This window comes from Amycolatopsis decaplanina DSM 44594 (assembly GCF_000342005.1).
GTDB lineage: Bacteria > Actinomycetota > Actinomycetes > Mycobacteriales > Pseudonocardiaceae > Amycolatopsis > Amycolatopsis decaplanina.
This window is the reverse complement of record NZ_AOHO01000026.1, coordinates 380,124-399,443: the sequence shown is the minus strand read 5'-3', so window position 1 is coordinate 399,443 and position 19,320 is coordinate 380,124. Positions and strand designations below refer to the sequence as shown.

The window sequence follows — 19,320 nt, the reverse complement described above, 5'->3', positions numbered from 1 at the left end:
GGTGTGCGCGGGATCAGGATTCGCGGGGCTTCGAGTGTGGTGGACACGTGTCTTCCAACAGTGAGGCCCGGCCGGGCATTCCCGGCGCGCTCGTAGACTCCGCCCATGGCAGGCAAGGGAACCCCGGCGACGGCGCTGCTGGTGAAGCAGAAGGTGGCGCACGTTCTGCACGCCTACGACCACGACCCGCGGGCCGAGTCGTACGGCCTCGAAGCCGTCGAAGCGCTGGGCCTCGACCCCGCGCGAGTATTCAAGACATTGGTCGCCGAGGTCGACGGGAAGCTGACCGTCGGCGTGGTCCCGGTCACCGGCCAGCTGGATCTGAAGGCGCTGGCGGCCGCCGCGGGCGGGAAGAAGGCGAAGATGGCCGACCCCGCCGCCGCGCAGCGCGCGACGGGGTACGTGCTCGGCGGGATCTCGCCGCTCGGGCACCGGAGCAGGCTGCCGGTGGTGATCGACGCCTCGGCGGAGAAGTTCGAGACCGTGCACTGCTCGGCCGGGCGGCGTGGGCTGGAGGTCGAACTCGCCCCCGGCGATCTGGCGCGGCTCACGGGCGCCGTGGTCGCTCCCATCGCGGGCTGACCGCGACCCTCCGCAAGCAGGTGACCAATTGCGGAGGGCGGGTTCGCCGGCGGCGGTTCTCAGGCGAGCGGCCGCAGCACACGCTCCAGCCACTCGGCGGCCGCGCGTGACACGCCTTCGAGATCTGCGCTGAGGTTGTGGTCGCCCTTGAGCACCACGATCTCGTGATGCGGCCCCGCCTTGGGCAGGCCGAACGGGTCCCGTTCGCCCTGCACGACCAGCGTCGGGACCTCGACGGCGTCCAATTCACCCTGCCGGGTCTTCTCCGGCTTTCCCGGCGGGTGCTCGGGGAAGGCCAGGCAGAGCACCGCCACCGCCTGCCCCGACGCGGCGGTCCGGCAGGCGACGCGGGCCCCGGAGGATCGGCCGCCGAACACGATCGGGAGATCGTCGAAGCGTTCTGAGATCTCGTCGGCCACGGTGAGCCAGGCCGTGTCGAGCTGGGCGGCGGGGGCGGGGGCCCGGCGGCCCGCCACCCGGTACGGCTGCTCGACGAGCGCGACGTGGACACCGGCCGCCTGCGCCGCACGGGTGACCGCGACCAGGTCCTTCGCGCCGATCCCCCCGCCCGCGCCGTGGCCGAGCATCAGCACCGCGACGCCTTCCTCCGCGCAGTGCAGCTCGGCCCTCGCGGGGCCGTAGGCGGTGTCGATCTCCAGCTTCGTCATGAATTCGGCAGCTCGAAGAGCGCGCTGTCGGCGGCGGGTTCCACCCGGTCCAGCAGCTGCGGGCCGTTGTTGCGGACGTTGTTGACCAGGCTGGACACCGGCCTCAGCTCGATCGTGTCGACCAGGTCCACCGCGGGCGGGACGAGCAGTTCGGTGACGTCGGGCAGGTCGGGGTCGAGCCAGGTGTCCCACTTCTCGCGCGGCATCAGCAGCGGCATGCGGTGGTGGATGTCGGTGAGCCTGCCGACCGAATCCGTGGTGAGCACGGAAAAGGTGATGAGCGGGTCGGCGTCCCTGTCGTCCTTCGGCCGCCAGGTCTCCCAGATCCCGGCGAACGCGAGCGATCCGTCACCCGGTCCGGTCATGTAGAAGGGCTGCTTCTCCTTGCCGTCGCGCCGCCACTCGTACCAGCCGTCGGCGGGGACCAGGCAGCGCCTCGACGCGACCGCCTTCTTGAAGGACGGCTTCTCCTTGGCGGTCTCGGTGCGCGTGTTGATCATCTTCGAGCCGACTCCGGGGTCCTTCGCCCAGAACGGGACCAGCCCCCAGCGCATCATCCGCAGCGACCGGACGGTGGGCTCGTCTTCGAGCACCGCGCCGTCGGCATCACGCGGATGCCGCTGCACGACGGTGGGGACGTCCTTGGTCGGCGCCACGTTGTGATCGGTCCGGATCCGGCCCTCGGTCAGGTCCACCGCGGCGAACTCGTCGATCAGCGCCGCCGGGTCCTTGGTGGCGGCATAACGCCCGCACATGCGAAAACCTCCCTACTCGACAGTCATCGTTACACGCCGGCCGGACGATGGCGAGCAGCATGGGATCATTGTTCCGCGGTGTTCGAAGAGCAGGAGGCGGTTTGGCGGGCAAGGACTGGCGCAGGCTGGACGAATCCGACGTGCGGATCCGTCCCGGCAAGGGCACCAGGCCGCGCAGCAAACGCCGGCCCGAGCACGCGGACGCCTCCACGGCGATGGTCATCGGCAAGGACCGCGGACGCTGGACCTGCGCGATCGACTCGGATCCGGACCGGGTCGTCACCGCGATGCGGGCCCGTGAGCTGGGCCGGGTCCCGGTCGTCGTCGGCGACACCGTCGGCATCGTCGGCGACGTGAGCGGCAAGCCCGACACCCTCGCCCGCATCATCCGGGTGGACGAGCGCTCCAGTGTGCTGCGCCGGACGGCGGACGACACCGACCCCTTCGAACGGGTGGTCGTCGCCAACGCCGAGCAGTTGCTGATCGTGACCGCGCTGGCCGATCCCCCGCCACGCACCGGGTTCATCGATCGCTGTCTCGTCGCCTGCTACGCGGGTGGCCTCGAGCCGGTCCTGTGCCTGACGAAGGCCGACCTCGCGAGCCCCGACGAACTCCTCGCCGGCTACGCGGGCCTCGACATCCCGGCCGTGGTCACCCGGCACGACGAGCACCCGGAGGAACTGACCGGACGGCTCAAGGGCCGGGTCACCGCGCTGGTCGGGCATTCCGGGGTCGGGAAGTCCACCTTGGTCAACCGGCTGGTGCCGGACGCCGGACTGGCGACCGGCGTGGTCAGCGCGGTCGGCAAGGGCAGGCACACGTCCGTCGCGGCGGTCGCGCTCCCCTTGCCCGGCGGCGGCTGGGTGGTCGACACCCCCGGAGTCCGCTCGTTCGGGCTGGCGCACGTCACCGCCGACGACATCGTGCTCGCGTTCGAGGAGTTCGCCGAGACGGCCGAGGAATGCCCCTCCGGCTGCGGTCACCTCGGGCCGCCTTCGGACCCGGACTGCGCACTCGACGGCGTGGTCACCGAGGGTGACGCGAGCGCGGAGCGTTTGACCTCCTTGCGTCGCCTTTTGGGCTCCCGAGCTGGGCATGACGACGATCGGTAACTAATTTCGCGCTCGAGCGATAACCCGTTCAGATTAGATCAACTTTCTGAGGGGTCCTCTTGAAGCGCGTAACCACGCTCGCCGCCATCACCACGGCCGCCGTCCTGGCGCTGTCCGCCTGCGGTGGCGAGAAGCAGCCCGACGCGGCTGCCCCCGCTCCTTCCGAAGGGAAGAGCCTGCTTTCGTCGCCGCTCGGCGACCCGATCCAGCTCGCGTCCCTGAGCCGCGAGAGCACCAAGAAGGCCAAGACGTCGAAGGTCACGATGGAGACCGTCGCGGGCACCGAGAAGAACACGGCGTCCGGCCAGGGCCAGTACGACGGCGAGAACACCAAGTTCTCGATGTCCATGGACAGCGATGGCAAGAAGATCGACATCCTCTTCGTCGACAGCGCGCTGTTCGTCAAGCTCGACGAGGCCGACAAGGCCGAGCTGAAGACCGACAAGGCGTATGTGAAGATCGCGGCCGACGGCCAGGATCCGTTCTCGCAGCTGCTCGGCAAGCTGATGTCGAAGGCCATCAAGGACAGCGACCCGTCGCGCATCCTCGAGCAGGTCTCGAAGGCCGGAAAGATCACGAAGTCGGACCAGGTCGAGCTGAACGGCGAGCAGACCAACCACTACGTCATCGAGGTCGAAGCCGAGAAGGCCATCGCCCTCATCATGGGCGAGATCGGCATCCCGCTGCCCGCCGAGACCCTGAAGCAGCTCAAGGCGAAGCTCGAGGGCAAGAACGTCATGATCCTCACCGAGCTGTGGCTCAACGCCGACCAGCTGCCGGTGCAGGTCGTCTCCGACCAGACCGCGTTCGTGAAGGCCATGGGCGCCCCCGGTGACGGTGCCGCCAAGACCACGGTCAAGTACACCGACTGGGGTGCCCCGGTGACCATCGCCGCCCCGCCCGCGGACCAGGTCGGCGACATGGCGGAGATCATGAAGAAGGCCGGCGGCCGGTAAATGCGCGCCTCCTTCAGGCTCACCGCGGTGGCCGCGGCCCTGACCCTGCTGGTCACGGGCTGCGGCACCCGCACGGGCGCGACCGTCGAGGACAGGGGTGGCGAGCTCGCGCTGGCCGCCCCCTTCACCGACGCACTCGCCCTCGCCGAGGCCTCGAAGCAGGAGACACGGAAGGCGAAGTCCTTCAAGGCGACCATCAGCAGGGTCTCCGGGGCGACGAAGCGCGAAAGCACCATGGCGGCGCGCTACGACGACGATGCTTCGAAGATCTCGGTGACCACGCCCGGCATCGGGGAAACGCTCGAGATGCGCGTGGTCGGCAGGATTCTGTACTTCAAGCTCCCTGCGGCGGAACGGGCGCGGCTCTTGGCCCTCATCCCATGGGGGCGGCTCTACGTGGACGGCCCCGACCCGCGGACGAAGGTCCTGACCGAGACCTTGTCGAAGTCGATCGAGAAGGACAGCCCGGCGAAGCAGCTGGAGCTGGTCGAGAAGACCGGCAGCATCCTCAAATCGGAGCAGGCCCGGCTGGGCGGAGTGCCGGTGAACCACTATTTCGTGGAGTTCGACGTCAAGAAGCAGCTCGACCTGTTCCTTGGCGACGAAGTCCCCGCCGACCGGCGCGCGGAGATCGAGAAGCGGTTGGCGAGCGAGGATCTGCGGGTCCCGGCCGAGCTGTGGGTCAACGCCGAGCAGCTTCCGCTCAAGATGACCATGGACAGGACCGGGCTCAGGAACGCGATGGGCGGGCCTGATACCGGCGAGGCCGAATGGACGTACACCTACAGCGACTGGGGCGCGCCGGTGGAGATCACCCTGCCGTCGGCCGCCGACGTCATCGACTACACCATCCTGCTGGACAGAGCGGGCTTCTAGACCTGGTGTGTGAAGGCCCCCTTCCCTCTGCTCAGCCAGGAGAAGGGGGCCTTCACGCGTTTCCGGACCATCGGACGGTGGAAATTCACGCGATAGGCGCTACGGTAGTGGTACAGACCATTCACCCGAGGGAGTCCTATGCGTGCCACCGGATTCGCCGCCGTCTGTACCGCTCTCCTGCTGCTGGGCGGCTGTTCCGGGGAAGAGAAACCGGCGGCACAACCCGTGAACGACGCGGCGCAGCTGGCTTCGGCCGCCGCCTCGGGCACACAGAAGGCCCGTTCGTCCAAGATCGCGCTAGAGACCACCGCGGAGGACGGCCGCAAGGTCGTGGTCACCAGTTCCGGGCTCTACGAGGGACCCGACAGCAAGTTCTCGATGGTCGCCGAGGTCGCGGGCGAGAAACGGGACCTGATCTTCGCCGACGGCGTCCTCTACTACCACCTGTCGGACACCCAGGTCCAGGAATTCAAAACCGACAAGGAATGGGTCAAGATCACCGCCGACGGCAAGGACTCCCTCTCCGCGGCCAACGGCGCGCTGATGACGAACGTCGTCGAGACGATGGATCCGACGCGGACGATCGACCGGATCGCGAAGTCGGGAAAGGTCACCAAATCCGAACAGGCCGACGTGAACGGCACGGCCGCCACGCGTTACGTCCTCGACCTCGGCGGTGCCCCCGCCGAGATGTGGCTGGACGCCGAGCAGCGCCCGGTTCGGATCAGCATCGGCAAGGCCACGGTCGAGTACGACAGCTGGGCCTCGGATGTGGTGATCATCGCGCCGCCGCCCGAGGCGGTCGGCGACAGCCGCTGAGCCGTCCCCCGATCGGGGTGCGGTCCGCGGCTGTGTTTCGCTTGGGCGCCCGCCTTTGAAAGCAGGTCCTCATGCGGAGAACGGCCCTGTCCACCGTCGTGCTCGTACTCGGCGCGCTGCTCGGCGCGTGCGACAGCGAGACCGTGTCGTTCACCGACGCCCGCGCACTCGCCGACGGAGCCACGTCCGCCATCGACAGCAAGGCCGCGAAATTCACCACCGACGTCACCGCGGGCACGATGCGGTCGAAGAGCCAGGGGCAGGCCAGGGTCGCGGGGACGGGCACCGCACTGACCATGACGACGGACTTCCTTGGCGAGCCGCTCGAACTCCGGCTGGTCGGCAAGATCGTCTTCGCCAAGGTCCCCGAGACCGCCCGAGAGGACATTCCCGGCGGGAAACCCTGGGTCAAGGTCTCACCCGATGGCGCGGACCCGTTCTCGCAGGTGGCCGGCGGCAGCATCGACCAGCTGGCGAAGCAGAACGACCCCGGCCGCGCGCTCGACCAGGTGCGGAAGGCGGGCACGCTCACCGGATCCGGGCACTCCGAACTCGACGGGGTGTCCGCCGAGCACTACCGGCTGGACGTCGACATCGCCGCCCTGAATGGTGATCTGCCCGCCGGGTTGTCGGCGGAGGCCGTCGGGGAACTGCACGGCAAGCTCGGGAAGATCCCCATGGAGGTCTGGCTCGACGACGCGCACCGGCCGCTGCAGATCGTGCTCGACCTCGCCCCCGTCCTCGCCGCTTCGGGTGTTCCGGACAGCGCGATGGCCCGGATCGTCACGCGCTACAGCGAGTGGGGCACGCAGGCCGACATCCAGGCGCCGCCGCCGGAGGAGATCGGGGAGATTTCGGCGGGCTAGCCCTGCCGCGTTTCGTCCTCTGAGGAGTAAGGCAAAGGTGGTGGGCCTCGTGAGTGGTAAGGACGGTTCTAACCGTCCTTACCACTCACGAGCCCCACCACGGTCCGCCGCTCAATAAATGCGAGGGGTCAGAGCAGTTCCAGCAGGAAAGGGAGTTCCTGGGGCGCGTACCAGGCGAGTTCGTGGTCTTCGGCGTCGCCGAGGGTGAACTCCGCGTCCGGGTCGCCGAGGTCGGCCTGGTCGATCACCGCGGCGGCGGCCCGCACGGCCTCGGCGGCCTCGGCCGCGTCGACGTGGATCGCGGCGACGTCGGCGATCTTCACCGGCCCGGACAGCCGGACGACGGCGGCGTCGAGATCCGGGCGCAGCGTGACCTCGTCGATGTCGGCCGAGATCACCACCCGCCGCGGCTCGGGCTTCTCCTCGGCCGCGATCAGCCGAAGCGACGCCCTGGCGGCGTCGAGCAGCGCGGCGTACTCGAGTTCTTCGTCGGATCCGCTGGCGTAGGACTCCCGCAGCGCCGGGGTCAGTGCGAATCCGGTGCCGCTGCGCGCCCGGAGCTCTCCGGTGGTTTCGAGCTCACGGAGCATCGCGATCGTCGCGGGTAGATAGACCCTCACCAGTGCGCACCCTTCAGCTCTTCCAACGATTCCTCGATCATCCCGGCGAGCAGGTCCACATCGGACACGGCCTTGCGGTCGCCGTTCAGTCCGAAGTAGACACCGCCGTGATACGAGGTGACCCCGATCGCCAGCGCCTGATTGCGCACCAGCGGCATGACCGGGAACATCTCCACCATCTTCGCCTGTCCCGCGTAGAGCGGCACCTGCGGGCCCGGCGAGTTCGTGATCAGCACGTTGAAGATGCGTCCCGACATCGACCCGGCCGCCCGCGCGCCCAGCGAATGCAGCGTCGCCGGGGCGAAACCGCCGACCGTCAGCAGCCCGCGCGCGGCGACCGAACGGCCGGAGTCGAGGTGGTCCGCCATCGCGTGGCCGATGTGCTGCAGCCGCAGGACCGCGTTCGGCTCCCCGACCGGCAGATCGACCAGATAGGCGTCGACCTGGTTCCCGACCAGTGCCGGCGTCGAGTATTCGGCCGTCTCGGCGTCGCGGACGGCCATCGGCACCAGCGCGCGCACGGTGGTCGTCGCGGTCAGGTTCGAGCCGCGGGAAAGCAGCCATTCCCGCAGCGCGCCGGTGATCGCCGCGAGCACGACGTCGTTGACCGTACCGCCGTGCGCGGCACGGACCTTGCGGAAATCCTCCAGCCGCGTGCGGACCACGCCGAACATGCGGCCGCCGGACGTGCGGACGTTGAGCGGCCCGGACGGTGCCGCATGCACCATGGTCTTCAGCGCCGACGCGACGTCACCGATCGTTTCGGTGACCTTGCCCGCCATCGAGGTGGCGTCGTGGGCGATGGAGCGGACGTTCTCCACCAGCTCCGTCGGCCGCTGCACGGTCTCGGCGACCGCGTCGAGGATCAGCTGGGCGCGGCTCGGTTCCCGGCGCGGATGCCAGGTGTCGTCGAACGGTTCCGGCTCCTGCGGGGTGGCGTCGAGGATCAGCTGTCCGATCTCGATGGTGCCGACCCCGTCCACGACCGACTGATGCGTCTTGGTCACCAGCGCCACACGGTCGCCCGCGAGCCCCTCGACGAAGTACGCCTCCCAGAGCGGCCGTCCCGGATCGAGCCGCCGCGACATCAGCCGCGCCACGAGGTCGAACAGCTGGCCGTCGGAGCCCGGCTGAGGCAGCGCGGACCGGCGGACGTGGTAGTTGAGGTCGAAGTCGACGTCGTCGACCCACACCGGCCGGGCGAGATGCCCCGGCACCTCCAGCACCCGCTGCCGATAACGCGGCAGGAACGCCAGGCGCTGCCCGATCAGGTCCAGCAGCCGCTCGTGGGTGAAGCCGTCGCGCGGTCGCTCGAAGATCGCCACGCCGCCGACGTGCATCGGGGTCGAGTGGTCTTCCACGTACAGGAACGAGGCGTCCAGCGCGGAGAGGCGGTCGGGCATGGGCCGATCCTTACATAGTGGGACACTCGCCGGTGTGGGTGATGAGTCGGTGATCTCGCCGAAGGACCGGTTCCTGACGGTGTACGGCCGCAAACCGGTGCTCGAGGCATTGGACGACGCGGCGCTCGAGGTGGACAAGGTGATTCTCGCCGACACCGTGCGAGGGCCGAACGCCGCCGAGATCCAGCGGGCCGCGAAGGCGGCCGGGGTGCCGGTGCAGCGCGCGAGCGCGCATCGCGTCAAGGTGCTGGCGGGCAACGGCAAGCAGGACCAGGGGGTGCTGGCCGACGTCGTCGCCCCGCGTATGCGGTCGCTGCACGCGGCCCTGTCCGACGGCAGGCCGCCGTCACGGGTGCTCCTGCTCGACGGCATCACCACCCCGGCGAACGTCGGGATGATCTTGCGCACGGCGACCGCCGCCGGACTCGAGGGTGTCGTGGTGCCGCGGCGCGGGGTCGCCGCCCTCGACCCGATGGTGGTCAAGGCTTCGGCCGGGGTCGCGTTCCGCGCGCCGGTGCTGCGGTGCGGCAGCGCGCGCGAGGCGGCCGAAATGCTCACCGAAGCCGGGTACGGCATCTACGCGCTGGGTGCTTCCGCCCGTGGTTCGGTGTTCGACGTCGACCTGCCGCAGCGCGCGGCGTTCGTGCTGGGCGGGGAGACGAACGGCGTCGGCGCCGAGGTCGGCGAACTGGTGACGGAATGGGTGTCGATCCCGATGCCGGGCGAGGTCGAGTCGCTGAACGTCTCGGCCGCCGCCGCGGTGCTGTCCTTCGAACTGGTGCGCCGCGCTAAGGCTTCGGGAACAAGGCGCTGAGCTCGGTCAGCGTCTCCTCGACCGAGGTGTGGTGCACTCCCGCCATCCCGGCCGCCACCGCCGCCCGGACGTTGCGCGCGGCGTCGTCGACGAACACACACCGGTCGGCGGGCAGGTCGAGCAGCCCCGCGGTGAGCAGGTAGACCTCGCGTTCGGGTTTGGCCACGCCGACCTCGCCGGAGAAGACCAGCGCGTCGAAGAACGGGTCGAGTGACCGCTTGGCCTCGTCCGACGCGCCGGGGGCGTTGGAGAGCAAGGCCGTTTTGATGCCGCGTCCCCTGGCCGCCCGCAGGAAGGCGTAGAGCTCGTCCGCGCCCACGTCCGTGAGCACCCCGGCGTAGTCGATGACCAGCCCTTTCAGCACCGGTCCACCGTACACAAGCGATCACCGCCCGGTTCATCCTCTCGGGCGTTCCTTGTCGCGGCGCCGCCTGCCACCGGCCCCTTAGTTGCTGGGCGTGGCCGAGGGGGCCGCGAAGGGGGAATGCCTGATGAAGTCGTACGTACTGAGACGGCTCGAACCGTGTGAACCGCCTTACCGGGTCGCCGGCAGGCCGGACAACCTGGTGCACCGGGCGGAAGCGCCGGACAACCAGCTCGTGCTGGACCTGCCGCTGTCCGGCGAACGCGTCGTGGAGGAACCGCGTCCGCGACCGGACACCCCGGACGGCCGACAGGTCGGCAGGCTGCTGACCACCATCCTCGAAGCCTGCGACGGGCGCCGCCCGGCTGTCCAGGTGCGGCCGATCCTCGCCCCGGCGCTCCACAGCGCGCTGCTCGCCGGCGGCCGTCGCCGTCCATCGGGCGGTTACCGGCCGAAGTCGGTCCATCTGGGCCATCCGGCGGACGGCGTCGTCGAAGCGTGCGCGACGGTCGAACAGAACGGACGCAGTCTCGCCTTGGCCGCACGTTTCGAGCGGACGCCGTCAGGCTGGGTGTGCACCCGCTTCCACCTGTTGAAGCCGCCGCGGCGCGTCTCCGCGCTCCGGCTCGCAGCATGACGAAGGGGCCTTCACCGCGAGTATGCGGTGAAGGCCCCTTCGGCTGTCTTAGCGGCGCGGGCCCTTCTTGCCCTTCTTCTGGGAGGCGCGCTGCGCGGCACGACGCTCCCGGCGGGTTCCGCTCTGGTCACCATCGGCGCCGCCCGCACTGTCCGAATGCGACTCGACGCCGCCGTCCTCGGACGGTCCCGACATGGTCAACCCGGACCGCGAACCGCCGCCGAGTCCCTTGCCCCGCAAGGCGGACGGCACGGACTCGGTGTCGGTCGCCGGACCCTGCGGAGGCGTTGGGCGGGCGTGCCTGCCGTCGCCGTTGGCGGCCTGACCGTTCCCGCCCCCGACGCCGGCGGGCAGCGCGGACGCGGACTCCGGCGCCGGGGTGGCGGGCTCGGCCTGCTCGACCTGGAGGTTGAACAGGAAGCCGACGGCCTCCTCCTTCAGCGACTCCAGCATCGCGCGGAACATGTCGTAGCCCTCGCGCTGGTACTCGATGACCGGGTCGCGCTGCGCGAGGGCGCGCATGCCGATGCCCTCCTTGAGATAGTCCATCTCGTAGAGGTGCTCACGCCACTTGCGGTCGAGCACGGTGAGCATGACCTGACGCTCCAGGCTGCGCATCGCGCCTTCGCCGACCTTGCCGTCGATCTCCGCCTCGCGCTCGTCGTACGCGCGGTGGGCGTCTTCGAGCAGCGCCTCACGCAACCTGTCGGCGTCGAGGTCGTCGTCCGCGGTGAGCTCTTCCCAGGTGACCTTGACCGGGTACAGCGTCTTCAGCGCCGTCCACAGCTTCTCGTGGTCCCAGTCCTCGGAGTAGCCGCTGGAGGTCTCTTCGGTGACGTACGCGTTGATGACGTCGACCAGCATGTGCTCGATCTGCTCGCGGAGATCCTCGCCCTCGAGGACGCGCAGACGCTCGGCGTAGATCACCTTGCGCTGCTCGTTCATGACCTCGTCGTACTTGAGGACGTTCTTGCGGATCTCCATGTTCTGCTGCTCGACCTGCGTCTGAGCGCTCTTGATCGCCTTGGAGACCATCTTGTGCTCGATCGGCACGTCGTCCGGCAGCCGCATGGTGGTCATGACCCGCTCGACCATCGTCGCGTTGAAGCGGCGCATGAGCTCGTCACCGAGCGAAAGGTAGAACCGGGACTCGCCGGGGTCGCCCTGACGGCCGGAACGACCGCGGAGCTGGTTGTCGATCCGGCGCGACTCGTGCCGCTCGGTGCCGAGCACGTACAGCCCGCCCGCCTCGCGAACCTCCTCGGCCTCGGCCTTGGTGTCGGCCTGGACCTCTTCGAGCACCTTCGGCCAGGCGGCCTCGTACTCCTCGGAGTGCTCCACCGGGTCGAGGCCGCGGTCGCGCAGCACCTCGTCGGCGATGATGTCCGGGTTGCCGCCGAGCACGATGTCGGTACCGCGGCCGGCCATGTTGGTGGCGACCGTGACCGCGCCCTTGCGCCCGGCGCGGGCGACGATCAGCGCCTCCCGGTCGTGGTGCTTGGCGTTGAGGACCTCGTGCGGGACACCCAGCTTGAGCAGCAGCTTCGACAGGTGCTCGGACTTCTCGACACTCGTGGTGCCGACCAGCACCGGCTGGCCCTTCTCGTGCCGCTCGGCGATGTCCTCGGCGACGGCCTCGAACTTGGCCTGCTCGGTCTTGTAGATCAGGTCGGCCTGGTCCGCGCGGACCATCGGCTTGTTGGTCGGGATCGGCACCACACCCAGCTTGTAGGTCTGGTGGAACTCGGCCGCCTCGGTCTCGGCGGTACCGGTCATGCCCGACAGCTTGTCGTAGAGCCGGAAGTAGTTCTGGAGCGTGATCGTGGCGAGCGTCTGGTTCTCGGCCTTGATCTCGACGCCTTCCTTGGCCTCGATCGCCTGGTGCATGCCCTCGTTGTAGCGGCGGCCGTGCAGGATGCGGCCGGTGAACTCGTCGACGATGAGGACCTCGCCGTCGCGGACGATGTAGTCCTTGTCGCGCTTGTAGAGCTCCTTGACCTTCAGCGCGTTGTTCAGGTAGCCGACCAGCGGCGTGTTCGCGGCCTCGTAGAGGTTGTCGATGCCGAGCTGGTCCTCGACGAACGCGACGCCCTTCTCGGTGACACCGACGGTGCGCTTGCGGATGTCCACCTCGTAGTGGATGTCCGGCTTCATCAGCGGGGTCATCCGCGCGAACTCGATGTACCAGCGCGAGGACTGGTCGGCCGGGCCGGAGATGATCAGTGGCGTCCTCGCCTCGTCGATGAGGATGGAGTCCACCTCGTCGACGATCGCGAAGTTGTGGCCGCGCTGCACGCAGTCCTCGAGGCTCCACGCCATGTTGTCGCGGAGGTAGTCGAAGCCGAACTCGTTGTTCGTGCCGTGCGTGATGTCGGCGGCGTACTGCTGACGGCGGACCTCGGGCGTCTGGTCGGCCAGGATGACCCCGACCTCGAGGCCGAGGAAGCGGTGGATGCGGCCCATCCACTCGGCGTCACGTTTGGCGAGGTAGTCGTTCACCGTGATGACGTGCACGCCCTTGCCGGACACGGCGTTCAGGTACGCGGGGAGGACCTGGGTCAGGGTCTTGCCCTCACCGGTCTTCATCTCGGAAACCTGGCCGAGGTGCAGCGCGGCGCCGCCCATGAGCTGGACGTCGTAGGGACGCTGGCCGAGCACGCGCCAAGCCGCTTCCCTCGCCACCGCGAACGCCTCCGGCAGGAGGTCGTCGAGTGACTCGCCGTCCGCGTGCCGCTTACGGAACTCCTCGGTCTTGGCCCGCAGCGCGGTGTCCGAAAGTTCCTTGACGTCGTCTTCGAGGGTGTTGATGTGATCGGCGATGTTGCGCAGCCGCTTCACCATCTTGCCCTCGCCCGCGCGGAGCAGGCGGTTCAGCACCATCCGGTCGACCTCACTAGCTGATTGTGATCGCACCCGAGCCGATCCCGGGCAGTCTCGTACACGACGGCGCCGGGTTTCGCACCGCCGTCAGACCCCCATCGTAGGGAACACCTCGGTGTTCGCGCACGCACCGTCGGTCGGTACCTGACCGGATGAGGGCGCGTCCCGCCTGATCCGGACATGACGGCGGCCCGCACGGGACGCGTGCGGGCCGCCGTCGTGGACGTAGGGACCGGCTAGCTCAGCCGGATGACGCCGTAGTCGAAGCCTCGCCTCCGGTAGACGACGCTCGGGCACCCGGCGTCGGAGTCGTTGAACAGGTAGAAGTCGTGACCGACCAGTTCCATCTCGTAGAGAGCCTGGTCGACCGTCATGGGCTCCGCGTCATGCTTCTTCTCGCGGACGACGCGACCGGGCTGGTGTTCGGTCACCCCGTCATCCCAGCGCTGTTGCTGGGGCATCTCGAAGTCACCGCTCTCGACAGCGAAACCGTTGGCCATGGGTTCGGCCTCCGGCGCTTCGAGCACAGCGGTACCCGCCAGATGTCGGGTGTCGGTGGTCATTCCACCGGCGGCCGCCATCGAAGTCGCCTCGGCGACGGATTCCGGGCGGCTGCGGCCGTAGTGCACGCGCCGGCGGTCGTGTGTCTTCCGCAACCTGTTCTCGAGCTTGTTCAGTGCGGAATCCAGCGCTGCGTAAAAGTCACCCGCACACGCTTCGGCGCGTACGGCGGGGCCTCGGCCCTTACCGGTGATTTCGACGCGCTGGCAGTTCTTCGACTGCCGGCGATTGGGCTCGTGGAAGAGTTCCACGTCGTACCGGATGACCTTCTTGTCGTAGCGCTCTAGCCGGGCCAGCTTTTCGCTGACGAGTGCCCGATAGTGGTCGGGCACCTCCACGTTGCGGCCCTTAACGACGATGTCCATACACGACCTCCCTCGCTCAAATGACTGCGAGCTGTAGATGTGTTCACTAGGGCGCCGGTAAAGCGGGGACGAAGCCCGGATCGCGGGCGATGAGGGAACTCGGCATACGGTCACGACGTCTCGTGTCGGATGTCCGAGCGCGGACTCAGCGCGGCTCCGGCGCCAGGGACATGGGCTGGTCACCTCCCTGCCTGCCGGGATTGCTGATAGCGCTGCACGTTAGCTGCATCACGCCGCGAGCAACAGCCCCCGAGCCGGGGGATATCAGGACGTGAGACCTCGTCACCGCACGCGACGACGACCGTGCGGCCAGCGGGACAATCCGGCTTGCCAGGCGCCTTCCCCGTGATTTGTTTTCACGCGGACGGCGCAAACCTTCGGACGGGAAAAACCCGAGGGTGACGCACCCGAGGGAATCCGCCGCCACCCCGGTGGAGTGGCGGGCCGTCGGAGTGTTCCCCTGAAGCTCCCTCATATCTCGTCAACGCCCTTGTACCCATTCTCGTTCCCGATCATTCATCACTCTTGTAGGTGACCTTCCGATCACCCGGCGGCGGCCAGCGCTACCACCGCGGAAACGTGAATTCCGCTTATGTCCAAAAACCGCGTACAAGCGGCGGCGGTCGCTCCGGTTGTGATCACGTCGTCAAGGAGAACGACCTTCCCCCGGCAGACTCCCGGGACCAGGCGGATGCGGCCGTCGAGGTTCGCCGACCGCTCGCCGCGGGTGAGTCCCACGGCGTCGCGAACTCCGGCCCCGAGCCGGAGGACAGGCGCCACGGTCGCCGCTTTTCCCTTGCTCGCCAGCACTTTCACGCATTCCTCGGCGACGCGCCGGACGTGCGGTCCACCTCGGACGCGCGAGGCGTGCCGCCTCGAGGGAACCGGGACGAGACAAGGTTCCGGCTCCGGATCGGGCAGGTGGACGAGGGCTTCGGCGATGGCCCGCCCGAGGGACGGGGCGAGGTCGCGGCGGCCGCGTTCCTTGTAGGCGAGGATCAGGCGACGGGCCTCGTCGGCGTAGGGGGCCAGGACGTAGACGGGTACGAGACCGGCCGTCGGGCCGCGGATGATCTCGCTGAGCGCACCCCAAACGGTCTGACAGGTGTCGCAACAGGGCGCGCCCGGCGCTCCGCAGGACGCGCAGCGGGCGGGGATGAGGAGATCCAGGATCTTGGACATGGGGCGAGTGTCGTCCGGGGCCACGACAGTTCCGGGTCCCGTCGTGTCGCGAGAGGTCCGCTTTGGACGCTTTACGTCCTAAGGGGACCGGTCATGGCAGCAGTACCGGAGAAGTTCGCTTCGGGCTCCGCACTCCTTCGCCCCCTTCGCACGCTTCGCGCTCCTTCGCCCGCCCGGGCTCGGTCCGTGAAGGCCTCCTTGAGGGACCCTGGGTCCCTCAAGGAGGCCTTCACGGACCTCTGGAGCCCCGATCGCTCGCTAGCGCCGCTAGGAAAGCTAGCGTTACTAAAGGTCCCTTGCTCCCCCTGTCGGTGTCCTGACGGCCACCCTTGAGACGGTGAACGTCCTGAAGGTGGCCTTCAGGACACAGAGCGCCCCCAAGACATGAAGGCCCCCTTCCTTGCGCCTAGCGCAAGGAAGGGGGCCTTCATGTACTCGAGCCAGAGCGGTCACCCCGGATAGAACGGGTCCGCGTCGGTGACGGTGTGCGCCTGCGGCCGCCAGACCTCGCCCAGCTCGGAGGCGACCCACAGCCCGCCCGCGTCCGCGACCAGGTTCGGCCTGCTCGGCGCCGCGGTGACGCCGTGTACCGGCGGGGTCAGATTCGAGCTGTTGAAGGCATCCATCCGCTGCCCGTCCAGCGGCACCTTGACCACCGGCAGCGTGCTCGACGACGTCGCGGCGATCAGGTGGTCCTGGGTCGCCCAGTCGACGTCGACGACGTCCTTGAGGTCGCGTTCCTGCAGTTTCCGCGGCGCCCGCAGCGCCACCGAGTCCGCCGTCCGCACGATCGAGGCGACCACCAGCTGCCCGTTGACCACCGCGGCCAGCCGTGCACCGTCGCGCGAAAGCCGCAGTTCGGTGATCTGGCCGAGTCCGGTGAGCATGGTCGCGTCGACACCGGCCTTCACCCAGCGGCCGTCCGCGGCCAGGGTGACCCTGGCGACGGTGTTGTGGTCGACCACCGTCCAGACCTCGCCGGAGACGCCGCCCCCGCGGGCGACCGGCCGCCAGGTGGGGCGGCTCAGGCTGCCGCCGAACAGGTCCACCGAACCGAGGTCGCGCCCCAGGTCGCCGGCCCGGAGCCACTGCCTGCCGTCGCGTTCTTCGACCACCGCGAGCCGTTTGCCGTCGACGGACTGCGCGGCGCTGACGACCTTGTACCCGCCGTTGCCCGCGGGCCCGCCGACCGGAGCCCCGTCACCGAGCGACCGGACCCGTCCGTTCACGGTCATCAGTCCCAGCAGCTCCGAGTTGGGCGCGATGTCCACGTTGTAGTTGGGCAGTTCGCTGGAGCGCCAGTATTCGTGTTCCGGCACCAGCGCGGTGCCGTCGGCCAGCAGCCGGATCCGGCTCAGCGTCACCGTCTGCAGTGAGAGGACGATCTGCGCGGCGATCAGGCTCCGGTCCGCGGGGCTGGCCCCGCCGACCCCGGTCAGATTGATGTCCAGTGTCCCGTCGTCCGTGCTGCGGACGTTGGTCTCGGTGGTGACCTGATCGCCGAGCAGGTCCTTGACCGCGCCCTTCAGTCCTTCCGACGGCCCCTGCAGCACCAGGTCCATCACCCGGCCGGGCAACCCGGCCTGCGGTTTCGCCGCGACGTACCGGAGGTCGGGGACGAAGGCGCCGGAGTCGGGCGAGTAGAAGCTGATCGGCACCCGGAAGTAGTTGGTCGCGAAGTCCTCGTCGGTGACGGCGAGTTCCTGCGGCGGGTCCACGATCCGCCACTGGCCGTTCGGCTGCTTCCGCAGCTTGAACTGCTGCGAGTACTCGGCCTTCACCGGGATGAACGCGCTGTCGGCGCTCAGGTTGCCGAGTTTGAACCCGCGGACGTTCACCACCTGCTCGTCCGGGTTCCCCGACGGCGACGCGGTGTCGTAAACGGTGCCGAAGGTGTCGTCGATGATCGTCAGCCCCGGCGACGGCTTCCAGTTGCGCCGGGCTTCTTCGTCGAGGTACACCCGCGCGTCGGCGTTCGCCGTGCCCGGCGCCGCGGAGTTGCGGATGAACTGGCGGGTGACGGTCAGCGGGTCGATTCCGGCCGCCGGCTCGGCGACGTCCGCCGGCACCTGCCCGGGTTTGTCCCCGGCGACGACCATGGGCTGGGATTCGAGCGGGATGTTCGCGCAGCCCGCGAGCAGCAGGAACACCGCGAGCAAGGGCAGCAGCCGTTTCACCGGCCGACCTCCTCGGGCTCGGCGAGGATCGCGTCGGGCGCGGGCCGGACTTCGAGCAGTCCGGACGACCCGTGCGCATCGGTCGCCTTGTGATCGGGCGGTGGCAGGACCAGCGGGCTCTCCCCCATCGGTGTGTCCTGCCGCCGCGGCAGCACGAGCCGGAAACAGGCGCCGTGGCCGGTCTCGCCCCACGCGTCCAGCACGCCGCCGTGCAACCGGGCGTCCTCCTGGCTGATCGCGAGGCCGAGTCCGGTGCCACCGGTCCGGCGGTTACGGGACGGGTCGGCGCGCCAGAACCGGTTGAACACCAGTTCCGCCTCGCCCGGCCGGAGCCCGACACCGTGGTCCCGCACGGTGATGGCGACCGCGGTCTCGTTGGCCGCGAGCGTCAGCACCACCGGGTTCCCTTCGCTGTGGTCCACCGCGTTGGCCAGCAGGTTGCGCAGGATCCGCTCGACGCGGCGCGCGTCGACCTCGGCGTGCGCCTCCTCTTCCGGCAGGACCAGCTCGACCGAACTGCCCGCGTTGCCCGCGATCACCCGGACCTGTTCGACGGCCCTGGTCGCGATCGGCCGGACGTCGATCAGCTCGGCCGAGAGCTCTTCGACGCCCGCGTCCAGCCTGCTGATCTCCAGCAGGTCGCCGAGCAGGGCCTCGAACCGGTCGAGTTCGTCGACCAGCAGTTCGGTGGAGCGGGCGAGCCCGGCCGGGAACTGTTCGCGCGACGCGTGCAGCACGTCGGCGGCCATCCGGACGGTGGTCAGCGGGGTGCGCAGTTCGTGCGAGACGTCGGAGGTGAACCGGCGCTGCAACCCGCCGAATTCCTCCAGCTGGCGGATCTGCCGTTGGATGCTCGCGGCCATCTCGTTGTAGGACACGGCGAGTTTGGCCAGATCGTCCTCACCGAGCACGGCGAGGCGCTGGTCGAGGTCCCCGCCCGCGAACTGCTCGGCCGCCGCGGCGGCCTGCCGGACCGGCCGGACCACCTGCCTGGTGACCAGGTTCGTGATCCCGGCCAGCAGGAGCAACAGGACGAGACCGCCGACGAGCAGCGTGTTCTGCACGGTCGAGACGGTGTTCTGCTCACTGGTGAGCGGGTACAGCAGGTAGAGCTGGAGCGGGTTGATCATCGTGCTCACCGGCGCGCCGACGATCAGATACGTCGTCTTGCCGCCGTCGGCTTCGGTGACCGTGTGGATCAGGTGGCTGACCTGCTCGGTCTCCACGAACTGGCGCAGCCGCACCGGCACCTTGTCGTAGGGGCCGGCGGCCACCGGCCTGCTCGACTGGTCGCGGCCGCCCGCCGCCAGCACCGGTTCGAAGGTGCCGGCGGCCGATACGGCGCCGTCCTGCGAAGTCGTCGTGCTGGAGATCTTCTTCAGCGCGTTGTTCATCCGCGCGGTCAGTGCTTCCGAGCCTTCGGTGCCGACGCCGACCAGTTCACTGGCCGCGGTCTCGACGACCGCCCTCGTCTGCGCGATCGCCGCGTTCTGTTTGGTCTCCAGCAGCCGTTCGGTGATCTGGTTCTGCAGCACCATGCCCAGCACGAACACCACGGCCGACGACAGCGCCAGTGTGGAAACCGTGACCCGGAACTGCAGCGAATGCCGCCACAGTTCGTTGAACGAGACGATCTTGCGGCGCACGAAAACCACGATGCGCCGGAAGTGGCGCATCGTGGTC

18 protein-coding genes are annotated in these 19,320 nt (G+C 69.0%); 8 read left to right on the top strand and 10 right to left on the bottom strand.

Features of this window, described 5'->3' with window-relative positions:
- Positions 1-105 precede the first annotated feature (105 nt).
- Positions 106-582: a Cys-tRNA(Pro) deacylase gene (gene ybaK, locus H074_RS05320; protein WP_007028995.1), complete on the top strand. Its 477-nt coding sequence runs from the start codon at positions 106-108 to the stop codon at positions 580-582.
- Positions 583-641: 59 nt separating this feature from the next.
- On the opposite strand, the gene H074_RS05315 is transcribed toward ybaK, so the two are convergent.
- On the bottom strand, positions 642-1,250 hold the full coding sequence (locus H074_RS05315) for an alpha/beta hydrolase family protein (RefSeq protein ID WP_007028994.1): 609 nt from the start codon (positions 1,248-1,250) through the stop codon (positions 642-644).
- Positions 1,247-2,005, bottom strand: coding sequence for an SOS response-associated peptidase (locus tag H074_RS05310; RefSeq protein ID WP_007028993.1), 759 nt, complete (start codon positions 2,003-2,005; stop codon positions 1,247-1,249). The genes H074_RS05315 and H074_RS05310 overlap by 4 nt, the downstream gene beginning before the upstream one ends.
- Before the next feature lie 101 nt (positions 2,006-2,106).
- Here H074_RS05310 and rsgA point away from each other — a divergent pair, with 101 nt between their 5' ends.
- From rsgA to H074_RS05285, 5 genes are all read left to right on the top strand, one after another.
- Positions 2,107-3,117 (top strand): ribosome small subunit-dependent GTPase A, encoded by a 1,011-nt coding sequence (gene rsgA, locus H074_RS05305; RefSeq protein ID WP_007028992.1) that lies wholly within the window; start codon positions 2,107-2,109, stop codon positions 3,115-3,117.
- A gap of 59 nt (positions 3,118-3,176) precedes the next feature.
- Entirely contained in the window at positions 3,177-4,073 is an 897-nt protein-coding gene (locus tag H074_RS05300; protein WP_007028991.1) for an SCO4651 family lipoprotein, read from the top strand.
- 27 nt (positions 4,074-4,100) lie between these two features.
- Entirely contained in the window at positions 4,101-4,949 is an 849-nt protein-coding gene (locus H074_RS05295) for an SCO4651 family lipoprotein (RefSeq protein ID WP_235096657.1), read from the top strand.
- 138 nt (positions 4,950-5,087) lie between these two features.
- Positions 5,088-5,768 carry an SCO4651 family lipoprotein gene (locus H074_RS05290; protein WP_007028989.1) on the top strand — a complete coding sequence of 227 codons (681 nt, stop codon included), beginning with the start codon at positions 5,088-5,090 and terminating at the stop codon, positions 5,766-5,768.
- A gap of 71 nt (positions 5,769-5,839) precedes the next feature.
- Positions 5,840-6,634, top strand: coding sequence for an SCO4651 family lipoprotein (locus H074_RS05285; protein ID WP_007028988.1), 795 nt, complete (start codon positions 5,840-5,842; stop codon positions 6,632-6,634).
- 128 nt (positions 6,635-6,762) lie between these two features.
- Here H074_RS05285 and H074_RS05280 read toward each other — a convergent pair whose 3' ends face one another.
- Together H074_RS05280 and H074_RS05275 are read right to left on the bottom strand one after the other, a co-directional pair.
- Positions 6,763-7,254: a DUF6912 family protein gene (locus H074_RS05280; RefSeq protein ID WP_007028987.1), complete on the bottom strand. Its 492-nt coding sequence runs from the start codon at positions 7,252-7,254 to the stop codon at positions 6,763-6,765.
- Complete coding sequence (locus H074_RS05275) at positions 7,251-8,657, bottom strand: WS/DGAT/MGAT family O-acyltransferase (RefSeq protein WP_007028986.1); 1,407 nt, start codon at positions 8,655-8,657, stop codon at positions 7,251-7,253. Before H074_RS05275 ends, H074_RS05280 begins: the two co-directional genes overlap by 4 nt.
- A 34-nt stretch (positions 8,658-8,691) precedes the next feature.
- On the opposite strand from H074_RS05275, the gene H074_RS05270 reads away from it, so the two are divergent.
- Positions 8,692-9,471: a TrmH family RNA methyltransferase gene (locus H074_RS05270; RefSeq protein WP_007028985.1), complete on the top strand. Its 780-nt coding sequence runs from the start codon at positions 8,692-8,694 to the stop codon at positions 9,469-9,471.
- On the opposite strand, the gene H074_RS05265 is transcribed toward H074_RS05270, so the two are convergent.
- Positions 9,446-9,850 carry an HAD family hydrolase gene (locus tag H074_RS05265; protein WP_007028984.1) on the bottom strand — a complete coding sequence of 135 codons (405 nt, stop codon included), beginning with the start codon at positions 9,848-9,850 and terminating at the stop codon, positions 9,446-9,448. The two genes, H074_RS05270 and H074_RS05265, sit on opposite strands and share 26 nt — an antisense overlap.
- Positions 9,851-9,962: 112 nt before the next feature.
- On the opposite strand from H074_RS05265, the gene H074_RS05260 reads away from it, so the two are divergent.
- The gene (locus H074_RS05260) at positions 9,963-10,472 is read left to right on the top strand and encodes an Rv3235 family protein (protein ID WP_007028983.1); all 510 of its coding nucleotides are present in this window, start codon (positions 9,963-9,965) and stop codon (positions 10,470-10,472) included.
- A gap of 48 nt (positions 10,473-10,520) precedes the next feature.
- Here the strand turns inward: H074_RS05260 and secA are convergent, their stop codons facing one another.
- The 5 genes from secA to mtrB all read right to left on the bottom strand — a co-directional run bounded on the left by secA (position 10,521) and on the right by mtrB (position 19,313).
- Complete coding sequence (gene secA / locus H074_RS05255) at positions 10,521-13,352, bottom strand: preprotein translocase subunit SecA (protein WP_039921499.1); 2,832 nt, start codon at positions 13,350-13,352, stop codon at positions 10,521-10,523.
- A 236-nt stretch (positions 13,353-13,588) separates the two neighbouring features.
- Positions 13,589-14,278, bottom strand: coding sequence for a ribosome hibernation-promoting factor, HPF/YfiA family (gene hpf / locus H074_RS05250; protein WP_007028981.1), 690 nt, complete (start codon positions 14,276-14,278; stop codon positions 13,589-13,591).
- 543 nt (positions 14,279-14,821) lie between these two features.
- A complete protein-coding gene (locus tag H074_RS05245) occupies positions 14,822-15,460 on the bottom strand; it encodes a ComF family protein (protein ID WP_007028980.1) in 639 nt (212 codons plus the stop codon).
- Positions 15,461-15,909: 449 nt separating this feature from the next.
- The gene (locus H074_RS05240) at positions 15,910-17,637 is read right to left on the bottom strand and encodes an LpqB family beta-propeller domain-containing protein (protein WP_007028979.1); all 1,728 of its coding nucleotides are present in this window, start codon (positions 17,635-17,637) and stop codon (positions 15,910-15,912) included.
- Positions 17,634-19,313: an MtrAB system histidine kinase MtrB gene (gene mtrB / locus H074_RS05235; protein ID WP_007028978.1), complete on the bottom strand. Its 1,680-nt coding sequence runs from the start codon at positions 19,311-19,313 to the stop codon at positions 17,634-17,636. Before mtrB ends, H074_RS05240 begins: the two co-directional genes overlap by 4 nt.
- Positions 19,314-19,320: the final 7 nt, after the last annotated feature.

What these genes read in the sequence shown, in the direction of transcription:
- H074_RS05310 (WP_007028993.1), bottom strand. Translation starts at nt 2,005, where the DNA reads ATGTGCGGGCGTTATGCCGCCACCAAGGACCCGGCGGCGCTGATCGAC.
- hpf (WP_007028981.1), bottom strand. Translation starts at nt 14,278, where the DNA reads ATGGACATCGTCGTTAAGGGCCGCAACGTGGAGGTGCCCGACCACTAT.
- secA (WP_039921499.1), bottom strand. Translation starts at nt 13,352, where the DNA reads ATGGTGCTGAACCGCCTGCTCCGCGCGGGCGAGGGCAAGATGGTGAAG.
- ybaK (WP_007028995.1), top strand. Translation starts at nt 106, where the DNA reads ATGGCAGGCAAGGGAACCCCGGCGACGGCGCTGCTGGTGAAGCAGAAG.
- mtrB (WP_007028978.1), bottom strand. Translation starts at nt 19,313, where the DNA reads ATGCGCCACTTCCGGCGCATCGTGGTTTTCGTGCGCCGCAAGATCGTC.
- H074_RS05285 (WP_007028988.1), top strand. Translation starts at nt 5,840, where the DNA reads ATGCGGAGAACGGCCCTGTCCACCGTCGTGCTCGTACTCGGCGCGCTG.
- H074_RS05315 (WP_007028994.1), bottom strand. Translation starts at nt 1,250, where the DNA reads ATGACGAAGCTGGAGATCGACACCGCCTACGGCCCCGCGAGGGCCGAG.
- H074_RS05260 (WP_007028983.1), top strand. Translation starts at nt 9,963, where the DNA reads ATGAAGTCGTACGTACTGAGACGGCTCGAACCGTGTGAACCGCCTTAC.
- H074_RS05290 (WP_007028989.1), top strand. Translation starts at nt 5,088, where the DNA reads ATGCGTGCCACCGGATTCGCCGCCGTCTGTACCGCTCTCCTGCTGCTG.
- H074_RS05275 (WP_007028986.1), bottom strand. Translation starts at nt 8,657, where the DNA reads ATGCCCGACCGCCTCTCCGCGCTGGACGCCTCGTTCCTGTACGTGGAA.
- H074_RS05245 (WP_007028980.1), bottom strand. Translation starts at nt 15,460, where the DNA reads ATGTCCAAGATCCTGGATCTCCTCATCCCCGCCCGCTGCGCGTCCTGC.